This window comes from Sphingobacterium daejeonense (assembly GCF_901472535.1).
Taxonomy (GTDB): Bacteria; Bacteroidota; Bacteroidia; order Sphingobacteriales; family Sphingobacteriaceae; genus Sphingobacterium; species Sphingobacterium daejeonense.
Genome location: NZ_LR590470.1, coordinates 2,017,117 through 2,036,166 on the forward strand (window position 1 = coordinate 2,017,117; position 19,050 = coordinate 2,036,166).

Below are 19,050 nucleotides of genomic sequence, written 5' to 3' on the forward strand. Positions count from 1 at the left end.
TTTTTATATTATGATGAAATTAAATTGTTTGATTTTCCAGGGTTCAAGAATTTAATATTCATATTCAAGCTTTTAAATTCCTGAATTTTATTTTTAGGTTGGATAATCTTTGAAATTAGCTTTAAATGAGATTTTCCAACGTTTTGCCAAGACATTGATTTACCAAATTCTTCAGCATTATTCATGTATTTCTTCATGATTACTGGATTTTCCAATAATTCATTAATAATATAGGCTAGTCCATCCGAATCGTTAAAATCAAATAATCTTCCTCTATCATTAGCTAGTAGATCCTTCGCATACCAATATGGAGTTGAAAGTACAGCTGCACCGGCGCCTAATGCAAATGAAAGTGTGCCACTACTCATCTGATTGACATTTGGATATGGGGTTACATAAATATCACAAGCTTTAAGATAAATCTGAAGCAATTCATCGCTTACAAAATGATCTACGAAAAAGACTTTCCCAGATAGCTTAAGTTCAGCAGCTGCATGAATTAAACTATTTTTATAAGTATCGCCTTCTTCTTTTAAAACATTCGGGTGAGTTGCACCAACTATAATGTAAACAAATTCTTCATCCCTAATTTTTGAACAAGCTTTGATAGCCACTTCATAACCTTTGCTTCGTCCCAATAAACCAAATGAAAGCATGACTTTCTTTCCTTCCAACCCTAATCTGGCTTTTGCATTTTCACGGCTGATTTTAAAATTTGGAACTCCATGAGGAATTAATTCTAACTTATCAGAATCTATTTTATATACGTTTTTAAGCATCTCAATTCCACGTTGAGTCATCACAGTAATTCTATCACTCAATGCGGAAAGTTTTTGGATTACATCCAATTCATCTTTGCTTGGTTCTTGTAGGATTGTGTGAAGATTTGTGATCAAAGGAACATTCATTCTCAAAACTAAGTCGAGGATGAAATTTCCAGCTTCGCCACCAAAAATTCCAAATTCATGTTGTAGGATACAACAATCATAATTCTGTTTATTGATCCAATCAGCGGCTTTTAAATAATCTGATTTATCATTCCTGTCGATTGTATTGACAACCTCTGGAGGGTATGTGGATTCTGTACCATCAGAAATGGCGATGATTTCGACCTCATTGGTAATGTCTTCAATAGATTGAAATAAATCGTGTGTGAATGTAGCTATGCCGCATTTTCGAGGCATATAAGTTCCGATGATTAAAATTTTCATAGATATCCTTTTGCAATATGTTAGTACAAAAATCTTGTAGTACCTTATGAACAATGCTTTATTCTAAATTGTTCGACGCTCATCGACAAATAAATTAAATATGACAAAGAATAAACAAGAATGCCTTTTATACGTTTTATAATTTGACATGTCTGTCAAAACATCGTTTTTATGGGAATTACAGTTAATAGAAAGAATATATTATTTAAGCCAAAATTGGATAGAGTTCTGGCTCGGAGATTCAATTTGTCGCCTGAGAGATCGAAAAGGATCATTCAAAGAGTACTGGCTTTGTCGGATGAACAGAAAAATAGTTTAATTACTCAGATATTGAGGAATTATGCCCGCAGGCACCGTAGCGTGTTAAATGTATTAGAAAGAAATTTTAAGTTCAAAGAACAAGAATTAAAGGATCTTAAAATAGACTCAAAAAAACTGAGTGATGTGGAGAAATTGTTAATCGGTTCCTTTTTTACAATGGAATATTCAATTGAAGCCGCAGCTTATTTTAATCCATCAATCGTAATTTCTCCTGACCAATCGCAAACCACATGAGGGTGAAAAAAGAGTAATATTAAGTTTTAGGGCAGTAGGGGAAGGGCACTTGTCATCAATTGTATTCCGATCAGGAATCATTGATAAAAATTTAAACATTGAATTAGATGAGGTAGGAATATTATTAGATAAACCTAAACATGTAAAAAACTATCGATATAAAAAGGATGACTTTATGGAGAAGTTATTGCTGCTCCATAATCCAGAGAAGAAAATCCTAAAAATTGTAGAAGAGAAAATAGCGGATACTTTTATTTATGATGAGCTCGTCCGGTTTATAAAAGAAATTGAAGAGGAGAATGAGTTAAGTCACGACAGTCAGATCCTGATGCAACAAATGCTTTGGTTGGCATCTTCTCATTATGAAATTGCTTATTCCTTAGACACCTCTATTTCGGAACGCGTCATATTTCCTATCAGTGATACAGAGAAGAATGGAATTGAAGATGCTCGATTTGTGGCATATAAAGACAGCAAAGGTAGAATAACATATTATGCAACTTATACAGCCTATGATGGGCACTCAATTTTACCCAAGCTTCTTTCAACTAAAGATTTTTTACACTTTAAAATTCAACCTATAAATGGAAAGATCGCAAACAAAGGCGCGGCATTATTTCCAAGAAAAGTGAATGGTAAGTATGCCATGTTATGTAGAGTGGATGGCGAAAACAGTTATGTTTCATTTTCAGATTCCTTGACGAATTGGCATGAAGAAATTCATTTGGTTGCAGAGCCGGAATTTCCATGGGAATTTATTCAGGTTGGAAACTGTGGGTCACCGTTAGAAACAGAAAAAGGTTGGCTGGTTATTACTCATTCTGTTGGTCCTATGCGAGAATATGTAAATAGGAGCGATGTTGTTGGATTTAAAAGATCCAACCAAAGTATTGGGAAAATTAAAGGAACCCTTGTTGTTTGCAAATGAAGAAGAAAGAAATGGATATGTTCCCAATGTTCTTTATTCATGTGGTCAAATAATTCATAATAACAATTTGATTTTACCATATGCATATTCAGACCATGAATCTACATATGCAACAATCTGTATTGATGAATTATTGGATACCTTATTGGGAAATGGAGACCTTTAAGTTAGGTTTTTAAAATACCTTTAATTAGAGCTTTCCACTGTGGAAAAGATGCCCCCATTTTGGCACCAAGTGCTACGAATAGGTTTCTTAATCTATCCATAAAGGAATCTAGTTGTAGGTTCATCATTTCATTTCGACCATAATAGTTTGCTTCTACAGATTTACCATCTCTTTTGACTTGGAAAGTTGAGCTAGCCATATTTTTGAAGAAATGTTTGGTTTCATGATCGTCTTCGGCATTTGGTTTTGAACTGGGACGTACGGTTATGGTAATGAGGTCATGTCCTGGATCTGACGATTCACTGATTTGTTCTATTTGAACATAGTCATATCCGCCCGTACTTTTTAAACCTGGTCCAGGAATATCAATTTTTATATAATCACCTTCTTGAGGTTCTTCATTACTACGTTTACCAAAGACATCAAGATGCTCAAATGTCGAAGCCGGTAATTCAGCTATTTCATACCAACTGTTGATGTTGATCAAACGACCTTTGGCCTCCAAGAAAAAGTTTTTAGCAAGGATTTCATTTTCAAATTCTACTGAATCCTCAATATCCATTTTTTTGCCGTCATGTTGGGCTGGTATGTTGTGTTCCATAATGTGTTTTTTAATAGAACAATTTATGGACTGAAAAGGTTGAAAAAAATGTCCTCATTATTGAGGACATCTTTTGATTTAATTAATGACTGTGTCCAACCGTCCCGCTCATCTTAGCATTGATAAAGAAAGCATTTTTTATTACTATTCTCGTGTTAGCAGGGATTTCAACAATTGGATTAATTGCTGTATATCCTAAGTGTGAAACACCTTTTATAACTTCAATTTTTTCAAAATTGATATTTTTAGAATCAGCTGTACTATCGTGTTCATGTTCATGTTCTTCACCATCGTTATGCTCATGAACATGAGGTTCTTGCTGTAGTGTTTCATCAGAACCATGATTATGATTTTCTTGTTCCTCAGCAGGTTGTTTATTAGTTTCTATGAAAATATAATTCTTTCCATCAGCCTCTACAATTGCTGTATTTGGTACAGCAGTAGAAGTAACATTGTCAACACTAATTGAGCCTGAAGTATTCATGCCATCGATTAGGCCCGTTTTATCGCCTACAACCAAACAATGGATAGCAATAGTTTTACTTTCATTCTCAAACGAAGCTCCGATTCTGGATATTTTAGCCGTAAATACTTTTGTTGGATTATTTGTAGTGGTAAAATTTATTTCCTGACCGAGTTTTAATTTTGGCAAATCTCTTTCAAAAAACTTGAAGGTCTAAATGGATCATACTATTGTCCACGACTTCCACAATTGGCGACGATACATCCACATAAGATCCTAATTTTGCATACACGTTAGAAACTACTCCATTGATAGGGCTTGTTATTGTAAGTGCAGATCTCAAGGTTGAGCTAGTGATACTATTTGGGTTTATTCCCAACAACTGAAGTTTGTTTCGCTGTAGCTGCTTTTCTCGTTCTTAAAACATTCAAATTGCTTGCTGCGTTTTGCAAGTTTCTCTTTACGCCTGCATTTCCAGCATTTAATTCTTGTTGTCTTTGCAATTCTTGTTCAGCAGCTACAATTTCATTGTTTGCATTTAAGTAATCTTCTTGAATTTGAATGAATTGCGGATTAATGATGGTTGCAATTGCTTGACCTTTTCTTACATGATCTCCCAATTGAACATTTAATTTTTGAATCACACCACCATAAAGAGGAGTAACATTTGACCTATTGTTATTTGGAACATTCAACACGCCATTTGCTGTAATATTTGCAGTCAAATTTTTCTGCTCAATATGGCCAAATTCAATTCCAACTTCTTTAATCTGTTCTTGTGTCAGCGAAGTTATAGTTATCTTCTCGGTAGGACCAGAAGGATGTTCATGTTCATGATTTTCAGTATGTTCTTCAGTTTGCTCATTAGTTTTTTTATCGGAATTGCAAGCCGATAAAGAAAGGATAAGACCAAATCCGAAGAGCAATAATTTATTGTTATATATTGAGCACATATTATTGATTGATAAGAGAATTAATAGAAATGACTGATTCATTTACGCTTTGAATACTGCGTAAGTAATTCAAGTAAATATCTGTTGTCGTTTGAAGTGCAAAGAGGTATTCCACATAGGAGATGTCTCCTGCAGAATAACCTAATTTCGCTGCATTGATGATTTCATTGGCATTTGGCAGCGCATTTTCTTTGAAATAATTAAATTGAGCAATATTTTGCTCATACTGGTTCATTAAGTTTTGATAAACATTCTGCAATTGTTGTTTTTTCCAATCTGCAGCCATCTCTGAGGCTTGTTTTTCAAAATCCAAGGATCTTAATTTAGCTTTTGTGGAACCATAAGTCAAAGGAATTGCAATTCCAACATCAAAAGAGCTAAATCGTTGCCCACGGCCATAATACTTTTCGATACCATTACGTTCATGAATCCCCATTAAGGAAGCATTTGTGTACCCAATGTTGAATTCAGGTAGTCCAGCGGATTTTTCTACTTTTTTGCTAGCTTCAGCAATTCTAGCTTGTTGGTAGAGAGCTTGTATTTGAGGATGATTATTGATTTTACTTGAATCTATAATCTCTGAGATTTTTATTGGTTCAAAAACTTCAGGAGTTTCAATATTAAAATCATGTTGAACCTGCATTAAAGTCTTTAAATTATTGTAGGCGTTTTTCTTGAATATATCATTCTGCTTCAATAATAAATTTATTTCGCCTCTTTTTGCTTGTGCAGTATTGATGTCTACTTTTTTTGTATCCCCAGCATTGTACCGAACCTCAGCAATCCTTAAAAAATCCATGTAAATACTGTCCAAAGACTTTAACTCCTTTTCATTATTTTCCAAATAGACAATTTGATAGAAGAATGTCCTTACTTTGCTGTTTCAATTCAATGATTTCCAACGTCTTTAGCAATGCTTTTTTCTTTGATCTGTTCTTTTATTAATTCTCTTTTTGAATTAAATAAAGTTGGAAAAGGAATGTTTTGAGCAATTGAAATTGCATCATTTTGTTCAAAACCATCATTCTGACCATATTGGAAATTCAATTCTGTTTTTGGGAGTTCGGGAAGCGGTCTTCAATAAACTTTCTGTTGCTAGAATTTCAAGCTCATTTGATTTTATCCCTTTATTATTCTCTAACGTTATTTGTATAGCTTCATCGATTGATATTTTTTGTTGAGCATTTAATGATGAAATGCTCATAAAAATCAAAGTGATGATAGATGCTGTTGTTTTCATGGTTCTACTCTTGAAGTTTAGTTTTGAGTTGAAAATGATATACAATAATGGAAGGACGAACAATGTTAAAACAGTAGCTGTTGTTAATCCTCCAATCACTACAGTTGCCAAAGTTTTTGAACCTCCGCACCAGCACTAGTGCTGATTGCCATAGGAAGAAACCCAATGAAGCCACTGTAGCAGTCATTAAAACCGGCCGCAACCTAACTTCTGTACCTTCTTTAACTCTTTTAATAATGTCCGTTACTCCTTCTTTTTCCAATTGATTGAATTTACCTATCAATACAATTCCATTTAATACCGCTACACCGAATAAGGCGATGAAACCAACTCCTGCACTTATACTGAAAGGCATGTCGCGTATTAAAAGAGCAAATACACCACCAATGGCACTCATTGGAATTGCCGTAAAAATTAATAATGCCTGTTTGAAGGAATGGAATGTGAAGTATAATAACAAGAATATCAGGAACAAAGAAATGGGAACTGCTATCATTAACCTTGCACTTGCCATTTGAAGGTTTTCAAATTGTCCTCCATAAGTAAAGTAATACCCTGAAGGAAGTTTCACCTGTCCATTGAGTTTATTTTGAATCTCTTCCACTACGGACTGTACATCTCGTCCTGAAACATTGAATCCTACAACAATTCTTCTTTTTCCTTCTTCCCGACTTATCTGTGCTGGCCCAACGCTGAAATCTATCTGTGCCACCTGTGACAGAGGAATCTGTTGATGGTCCCTTGTAGGAATTAATAATTCACTAACATCATCAATGTTATTCCTATGCTCATCATGCAACCGTACGACAAGATCGAACCTTCTTTCATTTCATATACCAAACCCGAACTTTTACCAGCAAACGCTGTACTGACCATGTCATTTACATCTTGTATGGTAAGGCCATAATTTGCCATCCTGACGCGGTCATATTTTATATTGATTTGCGGAAGTCCAGTTACCTGTTCTACTTGTGGTGCGGTGGTACCTTCTACAGACTGGATTACAGAGTTTACTTGATCTGCATAAATCATTAAACTGTCCAGATTTTCACCAAATATTTTGACGGCAACATCCTGACGTATTCCTGTCATCAATTCATTAAACCTCATTTGAATAGGTTGATTTTTTTCGAAGAATACCCCCGGAATAACTTGAAGTTTGTCCATTATTGCATTCCCTAATTCTTCATACGACCTACCCGTTGTCCATTCCTCTTGAGGTTTTAATATTACCATCATGTCAGTAGCTTCAGGGGGCATGGGGGTCTGTTGGAACTTCAGCAGAGCCTGTTTTTCCAACTACCATTTTTACTTCTTCAAATTGTTTGATAATTCTGGAAGCTTGCATTGAAGTTTCAATACTTTGGCTCAAAGATGTACCTGGTGGAAGTATACAGTGAAATGCATAATCCCCTTCTTGAAGTTGAGGAATAAATTCTCCGCCCATTCTGCTGAAAATAAAAATGGTAAATAAGAATATTGCTACAGCAATGGAAACAATAATATATTTAATACGAATGGCCTTGTCCAACAATGGTGAATATATATCATGTAATTTTTCGATGAATTTATCACTGAATGTTTTCTTATCATGACCTTCCCTAGGCAAGAAAAGAGCGCACATCATTGGGATATAAGTCAATGAAAGGATAAGTGCTCCAAAGATTGCAAAACCCACTGTTTTAGCCATAGGAGTAAACATTTTTCCTTCAACACCAACCAGAGTTAAGATGGGGATATATACGATTAGAATGATTATTTCACCGAAGGCAGCCTGTGTTCTTATTTTTGAAGCCGAATCAAATACTTCTTGATCCATTTCTTTTTGACTCAATTTGTGTGTGGATTTACGAAGTCCAAGGTGATGTAAGGTCGCTTCCACAACAATTACAGCACCATCTACAATCAATCCAAAATCTATTGCACCCAAACTCATTAGGTTAGCACTCACACCAAATACATTCATCATGCCCAGTGCAAACAGCAAGGATAGGGGAATGGCTGATGCAACAATGAGCCCCGCTCTAAGATTTCCTAAGAAAAGAACCAACACAAAAATAACAATTAAAGCACCTTCAATTAGATTCTTTTCAACAGTACTAATTGCTCTGTCAATAAGGTCTGTCCGATCCAAATAGGGCTCGATGACAACATCTTCAGGCAATGTTTTTTGAATGGTAGGTAGTTTTTCCTTGATGCGGTTTACAACTTCATTGCTGTTTTCTCCCTTTAACATCATAACAACACCTCCTACAGCATCAACTTCACCATTGTATGTCAAAGCGCCATAACGAACAGCACTACCCAACCTGACATCTGCCACGTCTTTGATAAATATTGGAACCAGACCATCGGTTTTAACAGGAATATTGCCAACATCTTCTAAGGAACTAACTAAGCCAATTCCCCGAATGAAATATGCATTTGGTTTTTTATCGATATAGGCTCCACCCGTATTTTGGTTGTTCTTTTCCAGAGCATCGAATATCTCGGGAACACTTACGCCCATTGCTCTTAATTGATCTGGATGAACAGCGACTTCATATTGTTTTAGTTGGCCCCCAAAACTATTCACTTCGGCGACACCAGGAGTGCCATAAAGTTGTCTGGCCACAATCCAATCTTGCATCTCCCGCAAATCCATGGAGCTGTATTTCTTCTCACTGCCTTTTTTTGGATGTATAATATATTGGTATACTTCGCCAAGGCCGGTACTTACTGGCGCCATTTCAGGAGTTCCGATTCCGTTAGGAATGTCCTCGGAAGCTTCACCTAATTTTTCGTTGATTAATTGACGAGCAAAATATATATCAACATTTTCTTTGAAAACTACGGTAATTACAGAAAGTCCAAATCTAGAAATAGAACGGATTTCTTCGATATCAGGTATATTAGCAATACTCTGTTCTATGGGAAAAGTAACCAACCGCTCAACTTCTTGACCCGCTAAAGTTGGTGTACTTGTAAAAATCTGCACCTGATTATTGGTAATATCAGGAACGGCATCTATCGGAAGCTTAGTTGCTGACCAAACTCCCCAAATAATTAGTACCAAGGTCATTATGCCTATAATGATCTTGTTCTTGATACTAAATTTTATAATATTATCTAGCACATGAAAGGAATTAAATTCAACATATAATAATGATTATTGAATAGGGGAAAATCCATATTCAATAAAAGGAATCATGAGCAATATGTTCATGAAATAATAAATAGTTGAATTTACACCTGTGGCGGTTGCCAAATGTTTTCTTGGTATTTGCTTACTAAAGGATAGAATTTTATAGGTAATTCATTAAGTGAATATGCCTCAAACGGTTTTTCTAGCTTGAATAAATGGAAGTCAGCTGCATTCAGTGCTATTCCACAGCATGAACATGTGCAGAATGGAGTGCAGGTGTCCTTACTGCAATCATGGTTTTCGTGTTCATGATCATGTTTTTCTGAAGTGTCGTGAGAGTGACTGGCTGAGGTTTGAAAAGAGTGTTTGTGGGAATGAGAATCAGCAAAATGATCACTGCAAGGTATAAACGTCAATACCAAGACATAAATCATTAATAGTGTGGATGTAAATCTCATTATGACAAATATAGGAATTTTAGTCTATCTTGTAGGGAGTTTCGATCCAAACAAATCTTTATATGCAAAAATACGTAGATCGTTCGCAACAATCATCGGACAAAATCTTTGATAGTAGGACATTGCAGAATGATTTTAAGACAATTGTACCAATTATAAAACCTGGATTAAGAGTTCTCGATGTAGGCTGCGGCACAGGAGCAATCAGCAAAGATATAGCAGAGTTAGTTGGAAATGAGGGAGTGGTCATTGGGATAGATAATACTTTAGATTTTATTGATAGCGGAAAAAAATCTTATTCAAGTTATAAAAATTTAGACCTACAACATGCTGATCTAATGAATTATGAGACTGAATTAAAATTTGATCTGATAGTCTCTGCAAGAACTTTTCAATGGTTATCAAACCCAACATTTGCAATTTCTAAATTGAAAAGTTTCTTAGCTGATGGTGGAACACTTTCTATTCTAGATTATAATCATGAAGAAATAGCGTGGAAGCCCAATATTCCTTCAAGTATGCTGGAGTTTTATAATAAATGGTTGGAATGGCGAAAGGATGCCGGAATGAATAATAGAATGGCAGAGGATCTTTCAACATTGTTTGAAAAAGCAGGTTTGAAAAACATTGAAGTGAGAAATTCTAATGAATTTTATAGTTGTGAAAACTCCAACTTCACTGATAAAATAGGAATTTGGAAAAAAGTTGCTAGTTCAACTCAATTAGTAAAAGATGGATATGTTTCAGAGTCACTAAGAACTAGAGCAATTCAGGACTACCAAAATTGGATTGAGACCGAAGCTGATTCTATGTTGATGGTTTTGAAAGAGGTTAGAGGGCAAAATTTGTGATATTTTTTTTCAAATTTCTTCTCATAATTGGATATTTAAGAAATCCTATGTATTGTTTTGTTCAGGGCACTAAATAGTTGTTGATGGGAAATGGGTTTAGTTAAATATTCAATTGAATTTATTTGTTGTTTGCTGTTATTAAAGTCAGCTTTGCTTATGGAAGAAGAAATAATGTACATTTTAACTTTTTCATTCCCGAAAAGATTTTCTTCATTGATGGCTTTAATCAATTCCCAGCCATTCATTAAAGGCATATTGATGTCTATAAAAAGTACTTCAGGATAACTAATTTTATTGTTTTTATTTTCTCTAAAGAATTCCACAGCATTATATCCGTCTGGAAAATTTTCGAATTCTAAATCAACATCAGGATATTGTTCCAATAACTTCTGAAACAAAAATGTAAAAATAGGATCGTCATCAACCAACATAACTTTCATCATCAATATTTTAGTTGTTTAAGGGTAGGCTAATAGTAACGATATTTCCCATATTCTCTTTACGGTATATTTTATAAGAACCGCCGAAGTAATGAATCTGTTGTTTAGCCATATGTAATTCCATTAGTACGCTATCATCAATTTTTTCACTGTCCTTCAAGATTTGAGAAGCTATTTCAAAACAATGTTGAGAGTTACAGTTGTTTTCAATTGAGATATAAAATGTCGATTCATTTATCCAACTTTTAATTACAATGTAAATCGGAAAACCATTTTTATAAGTTCCGATAGATTCGTTGATCAAATATTTGTAAATGCATAAAATATATTCCAATGGAAATGAGATGGTGTTCACTGAAATTTCACTTTGAATTTCCAAAACATTAGTTTCAATTTCATTTTTGAAATGTATTTTCAACTTATCTATCAGGACTGATATGAATGAAGTTTCTAAGAGAGACTTGCTAGAATTTTGACCTTCTACAGTTTCGATTAATTTATCGAATAAGTTCAAGAACTTTTTATTGCTGGTTTTTAAGATGTTTAAAAGTTGTTCTTTTTGACTTGGTTCAGTTTCGATAGACAATTGGTTGATTATCATTTCAATATTACTAATCGGCGTTCTAAGGTTATGAGCCAATATTTGATTGAATGCTTCTAATTGATTTACCTTTACCTTGAGCTCATAATTGATTTTTTCCAATAACTCGTTTTGCAAGTTGAGTTTATTTTCATTGCTCTTAAAGAGCGAGAGGTCTTGAATTTGACAGATAAAATAAATTACTTTTCCAGAGGTGTCTCTAACTGAGGATATGTTTATTAAACACCATAAGATCTTATTTTCGTTTGCAATACATTGTGCCTCAATTATTGCATTTTCTCTGATTCCATTTTTTACATCATCAAACGGCCGCTTGAACATTATCTGAATGACTTTCATGGATGAATTCAGGGACTTTACGCGCTAACATCTCCTCAACATCAGTATAGCCTAAAATTTTCTGAAGAGCGAGATTATATTCTATTACATTGAGAGATCGATCTAGCAAGAGCATACCAATGGATGAATTTTGGAATGCTCGATTGAATTTTTCTTCCTTTAACTGAATTTTGGACAATAGCTTCTGCTCCCGAGTAATATTGGTCACTACGGCAGTAAGTTTATCGTCTCTATTTCCGATGATTTTAGTTTGTAGCCTATATAACTGTTCCGGGTTTTCATAAAATGGAGATTTATATTTTATGACATAGCCTTTTTTCTTTTTGAATGATTTCTCTAAGATATAGCTGAAAGAAGTTGCTAATTCAGAAGGGAATATTTCATGGATAGTCTTATTTATGAAATGTTCCTTGTCATAAAACAATAGCTTGGGATCAGATGTCCAGCAATTTAAAATTACTCCATCCCGACTGACCTCAAAAATAATATCATCAATTGATTCTACTAAGGAATCAAAATCCTTGATCTTCTGTTTTAGCTGGATGATTTCATCAAGCTTCTGGAGCGTTTCCATAATATAATAAAACTACCGCTTTATCAATCTTCTAGTGTGAAGGTGTTAGCGTGTGATAAATGTTTTTATCTAGGTAATAAGTAAATCAAATATAAGTATAATTACCCAAAATGAGTTAATTACCTCAGTAAACTAATAAAATACCTAATATCGATACTTTATGGTTTAAATACTATTTAATAAAATTAAAAAAAAGTTGTAACTTGCTGCTATTAACCTAATAGCATTTTTGAATGTGAAACATACTATTAATAAAACACAATTAAATAATCTAAATGATGGGTAATAGTTTCTTTATTAACAGTTTATGATTTATAAATCATATATTTTAATTAAGAATTGCCAGTAAATAGATTGTAAAAAACTTCATGTATAAATTAAAAAACACGAAGAAATTGAACTGCTAAAATGTTTCTGTGAAATAAAATATTAAAAGTGGTTTAATTAAGTTAACTGAAATTTTGAAGTTGTTTTTTTTATCACAAAACAATAAATCCTAAAGTTGACTTTGTGTTAAATTATCTGAATTGATTTTATACATGTTAACCAGGCCATACGTGTTAATTGTTGCCGTGCCGGACAATTAATATGAAAAGAATTAAGGTGATTTTTCAATTGATAAAAATTGGTGGAGATGAAACTAAATTATTACGTTTTTAACTAATAAGGTGGTGGTTCTTTTAAGCGAGAATTTGAAATATTAGTTTTAAACTAAATTTTAATTTATTTATTAAAATTAGCGACGAGAAAAGTGACTTTAATTTTAAAAAATGGAAGGCCAACAGTTAGGTTACGAGCATTTAGAGCGATAGATGATCCTGAAACTTGCTTACGATTTATAAAGGGACACGAACATGTTTTGACTTCCATAGGCGTCAAAAAGGTTACCTCTTCTAAAGACGAATGGATGTTCAATCCAGCGGCTTTTGTGTTAATTGTGGAATCAATGGACGGGTCGCATGTTTATGGCGGTGCCAGAATACATGTAGCTGGCGGAACTCAAGCATTGCCCATTGAGGAAGCTACAGGGATGATGGATAGTAAAATATTTGACCTTGTATGGTCTTACGCTCAACAAGGGACAGGAGAAGGTTGTGGACTTTGGAATTCAAGGGAAATTGCAGGCTATGGAATAGGAAGTATTTTTCTCACTAGAGCAGCAATTGCAATTGCTCCTAGAATTGGACTCAAAACATTATTTGCCTTATGCGCTCCATATACTATCAATCTTACTAAGGCCGTTGGTTACAGGCAAGAAACTGGGGTAGGAAACAATGGCACTTTTTATTATCCTAAGTTAGATTTACTTGCAACAACCATGATTTTGGATGATGTAGAGAATTTACCAACAGCTTCTGACGAAGATAAAGAAGCTATATTCTCCCTAAGAAAAATGGCTGAGGGTCCTCGAATTGAGGTGCTTAGGTCTAAAGAAATTGAAATCTTTTATGATTTAACGCTAAATAATCTCAAGGACTTGGGACTTAAATGCGATCATAAAAATGGCCAGTGGTCCGCGGAAAGTGGATTAATAATACCAATCCAAATGATATCCTAATTATATAAGACATGGAAGTACATAACCAAAATTCAACATATACTTTTAAGCCGATATTTTTTAACAAATCCTATGTCCATGATAAAAATAAAATCCAAATCTTGAAGGATAGTGGAGAAATTTTATATGAGATTGATGAATATACAAGACAATTAAAAGACTTGTTTGTCAGCAGGTTTCCTAGTTTATCAACAAATGAAGAACAATTTCTAGATTTTTTCTAGTTTATTAGCTGAAGGCAAATCAATGGAAGAATTAGGGGAGTGGGTCTACTATCCATGGCGCAAAACATTAGTACACATCCTAAGCCGTGAACATTATATCGAAGTTCGAACAAATCGGAATAAGCAGAAAATAACTCAACAGGAACAAGAGTTGCTTTCTACTAAAACTATTGGAGTCATTGGGCTTTCAGTTGGGCAATCTGTCGCGCTATGTATTGCTATGGAAAGAATATGTGGGAAATTAAAACTCGCGGATTTTGATACAGTAGATTTGAGCAATCTCAACAGACTTCGTGCAGGTGTCATTGATTTGGGGATGCCAAAGGTAGTTTTAGCCGCTCGAGAAATTGCCGAGATTGATCCTTATATAGATGTAGAAATTTATCCGGAAGGTATAAAAGCAGAAAATTATAATGATTTCCTTATCGGTTCTGCAAAATTGGATTTGTTGGTTGAGGTTTGTGATAGCTTCGAAGTAAAGGTTGAAAGTAGATTAAAAGCTAGAGAAAATAGGATTCCGGTGATTATGGAAACAAATGATAGAGGTATGTTGGACGTGGAAAGATTTGATCTAGATTCTTCAATGGACATATTTCACGGTTTAGCAGGAGATCTTTCAATGGAAAAGGTTAAAAATTTAGACCCTGTTTCAAAGATGGGAATGTTAATGAAAATTGTTAATGCAGATCATTTATCTGATCGGATGAAATCTTCTTTGCCCGAAATTGGTAAAACATTAAAATCATGGCCTCAATTAGCGTCTGAAGTTGTTTTGGGAGGAGCAGTTGTGGCTTGGGCCTCTAGGAAATTATTGCTCAATAAGGAAATTCCATCCGGTCGGTATTACATTGACCTGGAAAAAATTATTAGTTAACTCATTGACGGTGAATTCAAATGTTTAGATATATACTTTTTCTATTAATTCTATTCCAATGCCTATTCACGAATAGTGGACTCGCATCAGTAGATAGTGTTATTTATTTTAAAGGAAAAGATCTTCAAAATATTGGTAGACATTTGTTTATCCTAAAAGATGGCGCTGTCATAAAAAAATTCCAAGATGTTCAGCAACATCCAGAATGGTTTGTACCTAGTAAATCTGAAGTTCCCAATTTGGGGAGTGTGCGATCGCCACAATGGATAAAATTTATCGTGGTCAATGATTCAGATGAGGATAAGGTAATAGTTAATTTGTCACATCCAAATCTGGATATAGTGAAATTTTATTCTGTTGTAAATTCTGAGATAGACAGTGTAAAGTATGCAGTTGGATCATCTTATGTAGATCGGGAATATAATCATCAGTTTTATTTGTTTGATTTGAACCTTAAGAAAGGTGAGCGGGCGGAATGTTACCTACAGATAAAAAATGAAACCCAAGTTATAGTCCCAATTTCATTACATTCTCAAAAAGGATTATTTAAAACCTTACAGCAAGAGGATATTTTATCGGCTATTTATATTGGCCTAATGCTATCTATGCTGCTGTACAATGCCTTTTTATATTTTTCAACCAAAGAGAAACATTATTTAACCTATGTAAATTATATTTTTTGGGTTTTTGTTGCCCAAATGGCGGTCTTAGGATTATTTGAACGTGTTTTTCATATTAGAAGTGAATGGTTATCAAGTCGAATATTAACATTTTCAGGGGCAATGTCAGGGATTACAGCCATATTATTTGTAAAATCATTTCTGCATACCGCTGTAGATGCTAAAAACTTCAATAGATTGTTGAATGTCTTTTTGTTTTTTTATTTGATTGCTATCATTCTCTTAATCATTGGATATATTCTTCCTGCGTATCGTATAGTCAATTTAGTAGCAGGTGGAGGCGCAGCTATTGTATTGCTTTTGGCATTTGAGCTCTCAAGAAAAAAATATAGTCAGACCAAATTTTTCTTGTTTGCGTGGTGTGTTTTTCTTATCAGTGTCTTGGTTTTTGTGTTGAAAGATTACGGTGTGCTGCCTACAAACGTTTTCACTACACGTTCTGTCCAAATAGGCTCTGTTATTGAAGCATTACTGCTATCTTTTGCTTTAGCTGACAAAATAAATACTTATCGAAAAGAAATGTTAGATCTTCAGGTCAGAGAGCTCGCAATTTCTCAAGAAAACGAAAAATTGATCCGAGAACAGAATGTTGTATTGGAACAAAAAGTAAAGGAAAGAACCGAGGAACTTCAAGAATCTAATAAATCTTTAAGCTTAACTCTTGAGAATTTAAAAGACGCGCAAGCGCAGTTAGTGGAGTCTGAAAAAATGGCTTCCTTAGGACAACTGACTGCAGGTGTCGCTCATGAGATAAATAACCCGATAAATTTCGTTACCTCGAATGTTTCTCCTTTGCGAAGAGACGTGGGTATTCTATGGAATATTATAGATGAAATGGAAGCCATCGCTTTAAATCCAGATATAGATCTTTCTGAAAAAGAACAAAGAATTCTTGCTCTTAAAAAACAACATGACGTAGGATACTTGAATTCAGAAATCAACTTTCTGCTAAAGGGTATTCAAGAAGGAGCGGAGCGTACTGCAGAAATTGTCAAAAGCTTACGAATTTTCTCGAGGATTGATGAAGATATTTTGAAAGAAGCAGACCTAAATGAAGGTTTAGATTCTACACTTGTTATTTTGAACAGCATGACGAAGGAAAGAATTGAAGTTGTGAAAAGGTATGAGGACATTCCTTTAGTAGAGAGTTATGCCGGTAAGGTGAATCAGGTATTTATGAATGTGCTTTCAAATGCAATCTATGCAGTAGAGAAAAAATTTAACGGAAATCCAGGGGGTGAATTGGTGATTGAAACTAAACTGAATGAAGATAAGTCTAAAGTTAAAATTATTATAAATGATAATGGGGTGGGTATACCTGAGGAAATTAAAAATCGTATATTCGAACCTTTTTTTACTACCAAAGAAGTCGGAGAAGGCACTGGTCTAGGGATGTCAATCGCATACAAAACTATTGATAAGCATAATGGTAAGATTTTAGTCGAATCTGAAGTGGGAATAGGGACATCCTTCACCATTATTTTGCCAATCCGACAACACGTTAAAAACTAAGGGATAAGTTTTTAATACACACTAATGAAACTTGGTTCACACTAACTAATAAGGTAATAGTATGGATAATAATATTGAGATTTTATACATCGATGATGAATACAACAATTTAGTTGGTTTTAAAGCTGCTCTTAGGATGCAGTATAATATTCATATTGCTAGCAATACAACAGATGCTGAGAATATATTGATGACAAATCCGAACATCCGGATAATATTTTGTGATCAAAAAATGCCAGGTGAAAATGGGATAGATTTCTTCAGTAGGATAAAGAAAGAGTATCCAAGACCAATAAGAATTCTGATTACTGCTTATGCTGATATGGATACTGTTATTGATTCAATCAATAGAGGACATATATTTAGGTTTATCAGAAAACCATGGGAAGAGGCAGAAGTTATTTCATGTATTGAGGAAGCCAATAAGTTTTTTGTAACCAATTCTCTTCTTGAAACCCGGAATATGGAACTTCAAAAAGCTTACGAAGAATTGGATAAGTTTGCCTATAGTGTAAGCCATGATTTAAGAGACCCATTGTCTGGAGTATTAGGAGCTATTCGAATCGCACTCGACTTTAAAAGTGTTGAACAGGTTCACGAAATCTTATTTTTAATGAAAGCTTCCATTGTTAAATTGGAAGATTATATCAATAGCTTAAGAGATTATTATTTATTAAGAAGAGGAGAGCTGAACTTGTCAAAAATAGATTTCAATCTATTATTTGAGGACATTCTCGATTTTTATAAAGTTTATACTCAAAATAGTGGAATTGACTTCAATATTAAGGTAGATCAAAGCAAAACTTTTATAAATGATAAATCAATCTTAGAATTGATCCTTCACAATTTGGTGTCAAATGCCATAAAGTATCAGAAAATAGATTCTAGCGACAAGAGAATAAACCTGTCTGTAGAAACTCACAATGGAGATGTTAGAATATTAGTTTCTGATAATGGAATTGGTATTCCAAAAGAAGCAATCCAAGATATTTTCAGACTATTTTTCAGGGCTAGTGACCAAGCTGAGGGTATGGGGTTTGGACTTTATAATGTAAAAACCGCGATCCAAAAGTTGAAAGGGAAAATTGAAGTAGAATCAGAAATAGATAATGGTTCAACATTTATAGTCACCATACCATCGAAATAAACAATAATTCAGGAGGTTAAGACAATAGTTTCTGGCGTAAAAGAAACTCCAATTGTTCGTTGGAAATTTCGAGCTGTGAATTCTGGTCAATGATATTTTTCTTCTTTTCGTAAATTTCAAAGGCTCGGCTCACAGTTTCGCTTATTTCTTCCTCCTTCCAAGGCTTGTTAAGGTAATGAAATATCTTGCCTTTATTGATGGCATCTACTACAGCAGCCATATCAGTATATCCTGTTAAAAGAATTCTGATGGGTTCAGGTTTTATTTTTATCACCTCCTCCAAAAATTCGACACCTGTCATTTCAGGCATTCTTTGGTCCGTAATAATGACATGGATTTCATTATCACGAATGATATCTAATGCTTCAGCACCCTTTGATGCTATAAAGACATTATACTTAATCCTAAAGGTGGCTTTAAAAGAAAATAAATTGTTCTCTTCATCATCCAAATACAACACGTTTATTTTATTTTCTGAATTCATTCTTTTTTAACTTGAAAAACTGTTTCAAAATTAGCAATAATTTGTGTTCTATGATAATAGATTTCAA

The 19,050-nt window shown here is 34.1% G+C and carries 22 protein-coding genes; 9 read left to right on the forward strand and 13 right to left on the reverse strand.

Annotated features, from left to right (window positions below; genetic code table 11):
* Window positions 1-8: 8 nt before the first annotated feature.
* Window positions 9-1,211 (reverse strand): glycosyltransferase family 4 protein, encoded by a 1,203-nt coding sequence (locus FGL31_RS09685; protein WP_138090990.1) that lies wholly within the window; start codon window positions 1,209-1,211, stop codon window positions 9-11.
* A gap of 171 nt (window positions 1,212-1,382) precedes the next feature.
* Here FGL31_RS09685 and FGL31_RS25245 point away from each other — a divergent pair, with 171 nt between their 5' ends.
* From FGL31_RS25245 to FGL31_RS27770, 3 genes are read left to right on the forward strand one after another with little or no spacing between them, the layout of a single operon-like run.
* Window positions 1,383-1,766, forward strand: a complete 384-nt coding sequence (locus FGL31_RS25245; protein WP_232046546.1) for a hypothetical protein — start codon at window positions 1,383-1,385, stop codon at window positions 1,764-1,766.
* A 49-nt stretch (window positions 1,767-1,815) separates the two neighbouring features.
* The gene (locus FGL31_RS27765) at window positions 1,816-2,694 is read left to right on the forward strand and encodes a glycoside hydrolase family 130 protein (protein WP_262709081.1); all 879 of its coding nucleotides are present in this window, start codon (window positions 1,816-1,818) and stop codon (window positions 2,692-2,694) included.
* Window positions 2,657-2,860, forward strand: coding sequence for a hypothetical protein (locus tag FGL31_RS27770; RefSeq protein ID WP_262709082.1), 204 nt, complete (start codon window positions 2,657-2,659; stop codon window positions 2,858-2,860). Before FGL31_RS27765 ends, FGL31_RS27770 begins: the two co-directional genes overlap by 38 nt.
* Before the next feature lies 1 nt (window position 2,861).
* Here FGL31_RS27770 and FGL31_RS09695 read toward each other — a convergent pair whose 3' ends face one another.
* From FGL31_RS09695 to FGL31_RS25275, 8 genes are all read right to left on the reverse strand, one after another.
* Window positions 2,862-3,461: a hypothetical protein gene (locus FGL31_RS09695; protein WP_138090993.1), complete on the reverse strand. Its 600-nt coding sequence runs from the start codon at window positions 3,459-3,461 to the stop codon at window positions 2,862-2,864.
* An 82-nt stretch (window positions 3,462-3,543) separates the two neighbouring features.
* Window positions 3,544-4,113 (reverse strand): efflux RND transporter periplasmic adaptor subunit, encoded by a 570-nt coding sequence (locus FGL31_RS23405; RefSeq protein WP_197734175.1) that lies wholly within the window; start codon window positions 4,111-4,113, stop codon window positions 3,544-3,546.
* A gap of 170 nt (window positions 4,114-4,283) precedes the next feature.
* Window positions 4,284-4,877: an efflux RND transporter periplasmic adaptor subunit gene (locus FGL31_RS23415; protein ID WP_197734177.1), complete on the reverse strand. Its 594-nt coding sequence runs from the start codon at window positions 4,875-4,877 to the stop codon at window positions 4,284-4,286.
* 1 nt (window position 4,878) lies between these two features.
* The gene (locus FGL31_RS25255; protein ID WP_232046548.1) at window positions 4,879-5,721 is read right to left on the reverse strand and encodes a TolC family protein; all 843 of its coding nucleotides are present in this window, start codon (window positions 5,719-5,721) and stop codon (window positions 4,879-4,881) included.
* Between the two features lie 44 nt (window positions 5,722-5,765).
* A complete protein-coding gene (locus tag FGL31_RS25260) occupies window positions 5,766-5,924 on the reverse strand; it encodes a hypothetical protein (protein ID WP_232046549.1) in 159 nt (52 codons plus the stop codon).
* 197 nt (window positions 5,925-6,121) lie between these two features.
* Entirely contained in the window at window positions 6,122-6,916 is a 795-nt protein-coding gene (locus FGL31_RS25265; protein WP_232046551.1) for an efflux RND transporter permease subunit, read from the reverse strand.
* Window positions 6,868-7,356, reverse strand: a complete 489-nt coding sequence (locus tag FGL31_RS25270) for an efflux RND transporter permease subunit (RefSeq protein WP_232046552.1) — start codon at window positions 7,354-7,356, stop codon at window positions 6,868-6,870. The genes FGL31_RS25265 and FGL31_RS25270 overlap by 49 nt, the downstream gene beginning before the upstream one ends.
* A gap of 10 nt (window positions 7,357-7,366) precedes the next feature.
* Window positions 7,367-9,232: an efflux RND transporter permease subunit gene (locus tag FGL31_RS25275; RefSeq protein WP_232046554.1), complete on the reverse strand. Its 1,866-nt coding sequence runs from the start codon at window positions 9,230-9,232 to the stop codon at window positions 7,367-7,369.
* Between the two features lie 529 nt (window positions 9,233-9,761).
* On the opposite strand from FGL31_RS25275, the gene FGL31_RS09710 reads away from it, so the two are divergent.
* Window positions 9,762-10,550 (forward strand): methyltransferase domain-containing protein, encoded by a 789-nt coding sequence (locus FGL31_RS09710; RefSeq protein WP_138090995.1) that lies wholly within the window; start codon window positions 9,762-9,764, stop codon window positions 10,548-10,550.
* A gap of 35 nt (window positions 10,551-10,585) precedes the next feature.
* On the opposite strand, the gene FGL31_RS09715 is transcribed toward FGL31_RS09710, so the two are convergent.
* Genes FGL31_RS09715 through FGL31_RS09725 form a run of 3 tightly spaced genes read right to left on the reverse strand, consistent with a single transcriptional unit; the run spans window position 10,586 to window position 12,504 of the window.
* Window positions 10,586-10,993 (reverse strand): response regulator, encoded by a 408-nt coding sequence (locus FGL31_RS09715; protein ID WP_138090998.1) that lies wholly within the window; start codon window positions 10,991-10,993, stop codon window positions 10,586-10,588.
* Between the two features lie 7 nt (window positions 10,994-11,000).
* Entirely contained in the window at window positions 11,001-11,930 is a 930-nt protein-coding gene (locus FGL31_RS09720; RefSeq protein WP_171017605.1) for a hypothetical protein, read from the reverse strand.
* The gene (locus FGL31_RS09725; protein ID WP_138091004.1) at window positions 11,893-12,504 is read right to left on the reverse strand and encodes a PAS domain-containing protein; all 612 of its coding nucleotides are present in this window, start codon (window positions 12,502-12,504) and stop codon (window positions 11,893-11,895) included. Before FGL31_RS09725 ends, FGL31_RS09720 begins: the two co-directional genes overlap by 38 nt.
* A gap of 751 nt (window positions 12,505-13,255) precedes the next feature.
* Between FGL31_RS09725 and FGL31_RS09730 the strand changes: the two genes are divergently transcribed.
* The 5 genes from FGL31_RS09730 to FGL31_RS09750 all read left to right on the forward strand — a co-directional run bounded on the left by FGL31_RS09730 (window position 13,256) and on the right by FGL31_RS09750 (window position 18,499).
* Window positions 13,256-14,062 (forward strand): hypothetical protein, encoded by an 807-nt coding sequence (locus FGL31_RS09730; protein WP_138091007.1) that lies wholly within the window; start codon window positions 13,256-13,258, stop codon window positions 14,060-14,062.
* A gap of 11 nt (window positions 14,063-14,073) precedes the next feature.
* On the forward strand, window positions 14,074-14,286 hold the full coding sequence (locus FGL31_RS09735) for a hypothetical protein (protein WP_138091010.1): 213 nt from the start codon (window positions 14,074-14,076) through the stop codon (window positions 14,284-14,286).
* 22 nt (window positions 14,287-14,308) lie between these two features.
* Window positions 14,309-15,160: a ThiF family adenylyltransferase gene (locus tag FGL31_RS09740; protein WP_138091013.1), complete on the forward strand. Its 852-nt coding sequence runs from the start codon at window positions 14,309-14,311 to the stop codon at window positions 15,158-15,160.
* A 143-nt stretch (window positions 15,161-15,303) separates the two neighbouring features.
* Window positions 15,304-17,352 (forward strand): sensor histidine kinase, encoded by a 2,049-nt coding sequence (locus FGL31_RS09745; protein ID WP_232046555.1) that lies wholly within the window; start codon window positions 15,304-15,306, stop codon window positions 17,350-17,352.
* Between the two features lie 61 nt (window positions 17,353-17,413).
* Window positions 17,414-18,499: a hybrid sensor histidine kinase/response regulator gene (locus FGL31_RS09750; RefSeq protein WP_138091019.1), complete on the forward strand. Its 1,086-nt coding sequence runs from the start codon at window positions 17,414-17,416 to the stop codon at window positions 18,497-18,499.
* A 16-nt stretch (window positions 18,500-18,515) separates the two neighbouring features.
* Here the strand turns inward: FGL31_RS09750 and FGL31_RS09755 are convergent, their stop codons facing one another.
* Window positions 18,516-18,983, reverse strand: a complete 468-nt coding sequence (locus FGL31_RS09755; RefSeq protein ID WP_138091022.1) for a response regulator — start codon at window positions 18,981-18,983, stop codon at window positions 18,516-18,518.
* Window positions 18,984-19,050: the final 67 nt, after the last annotated feature.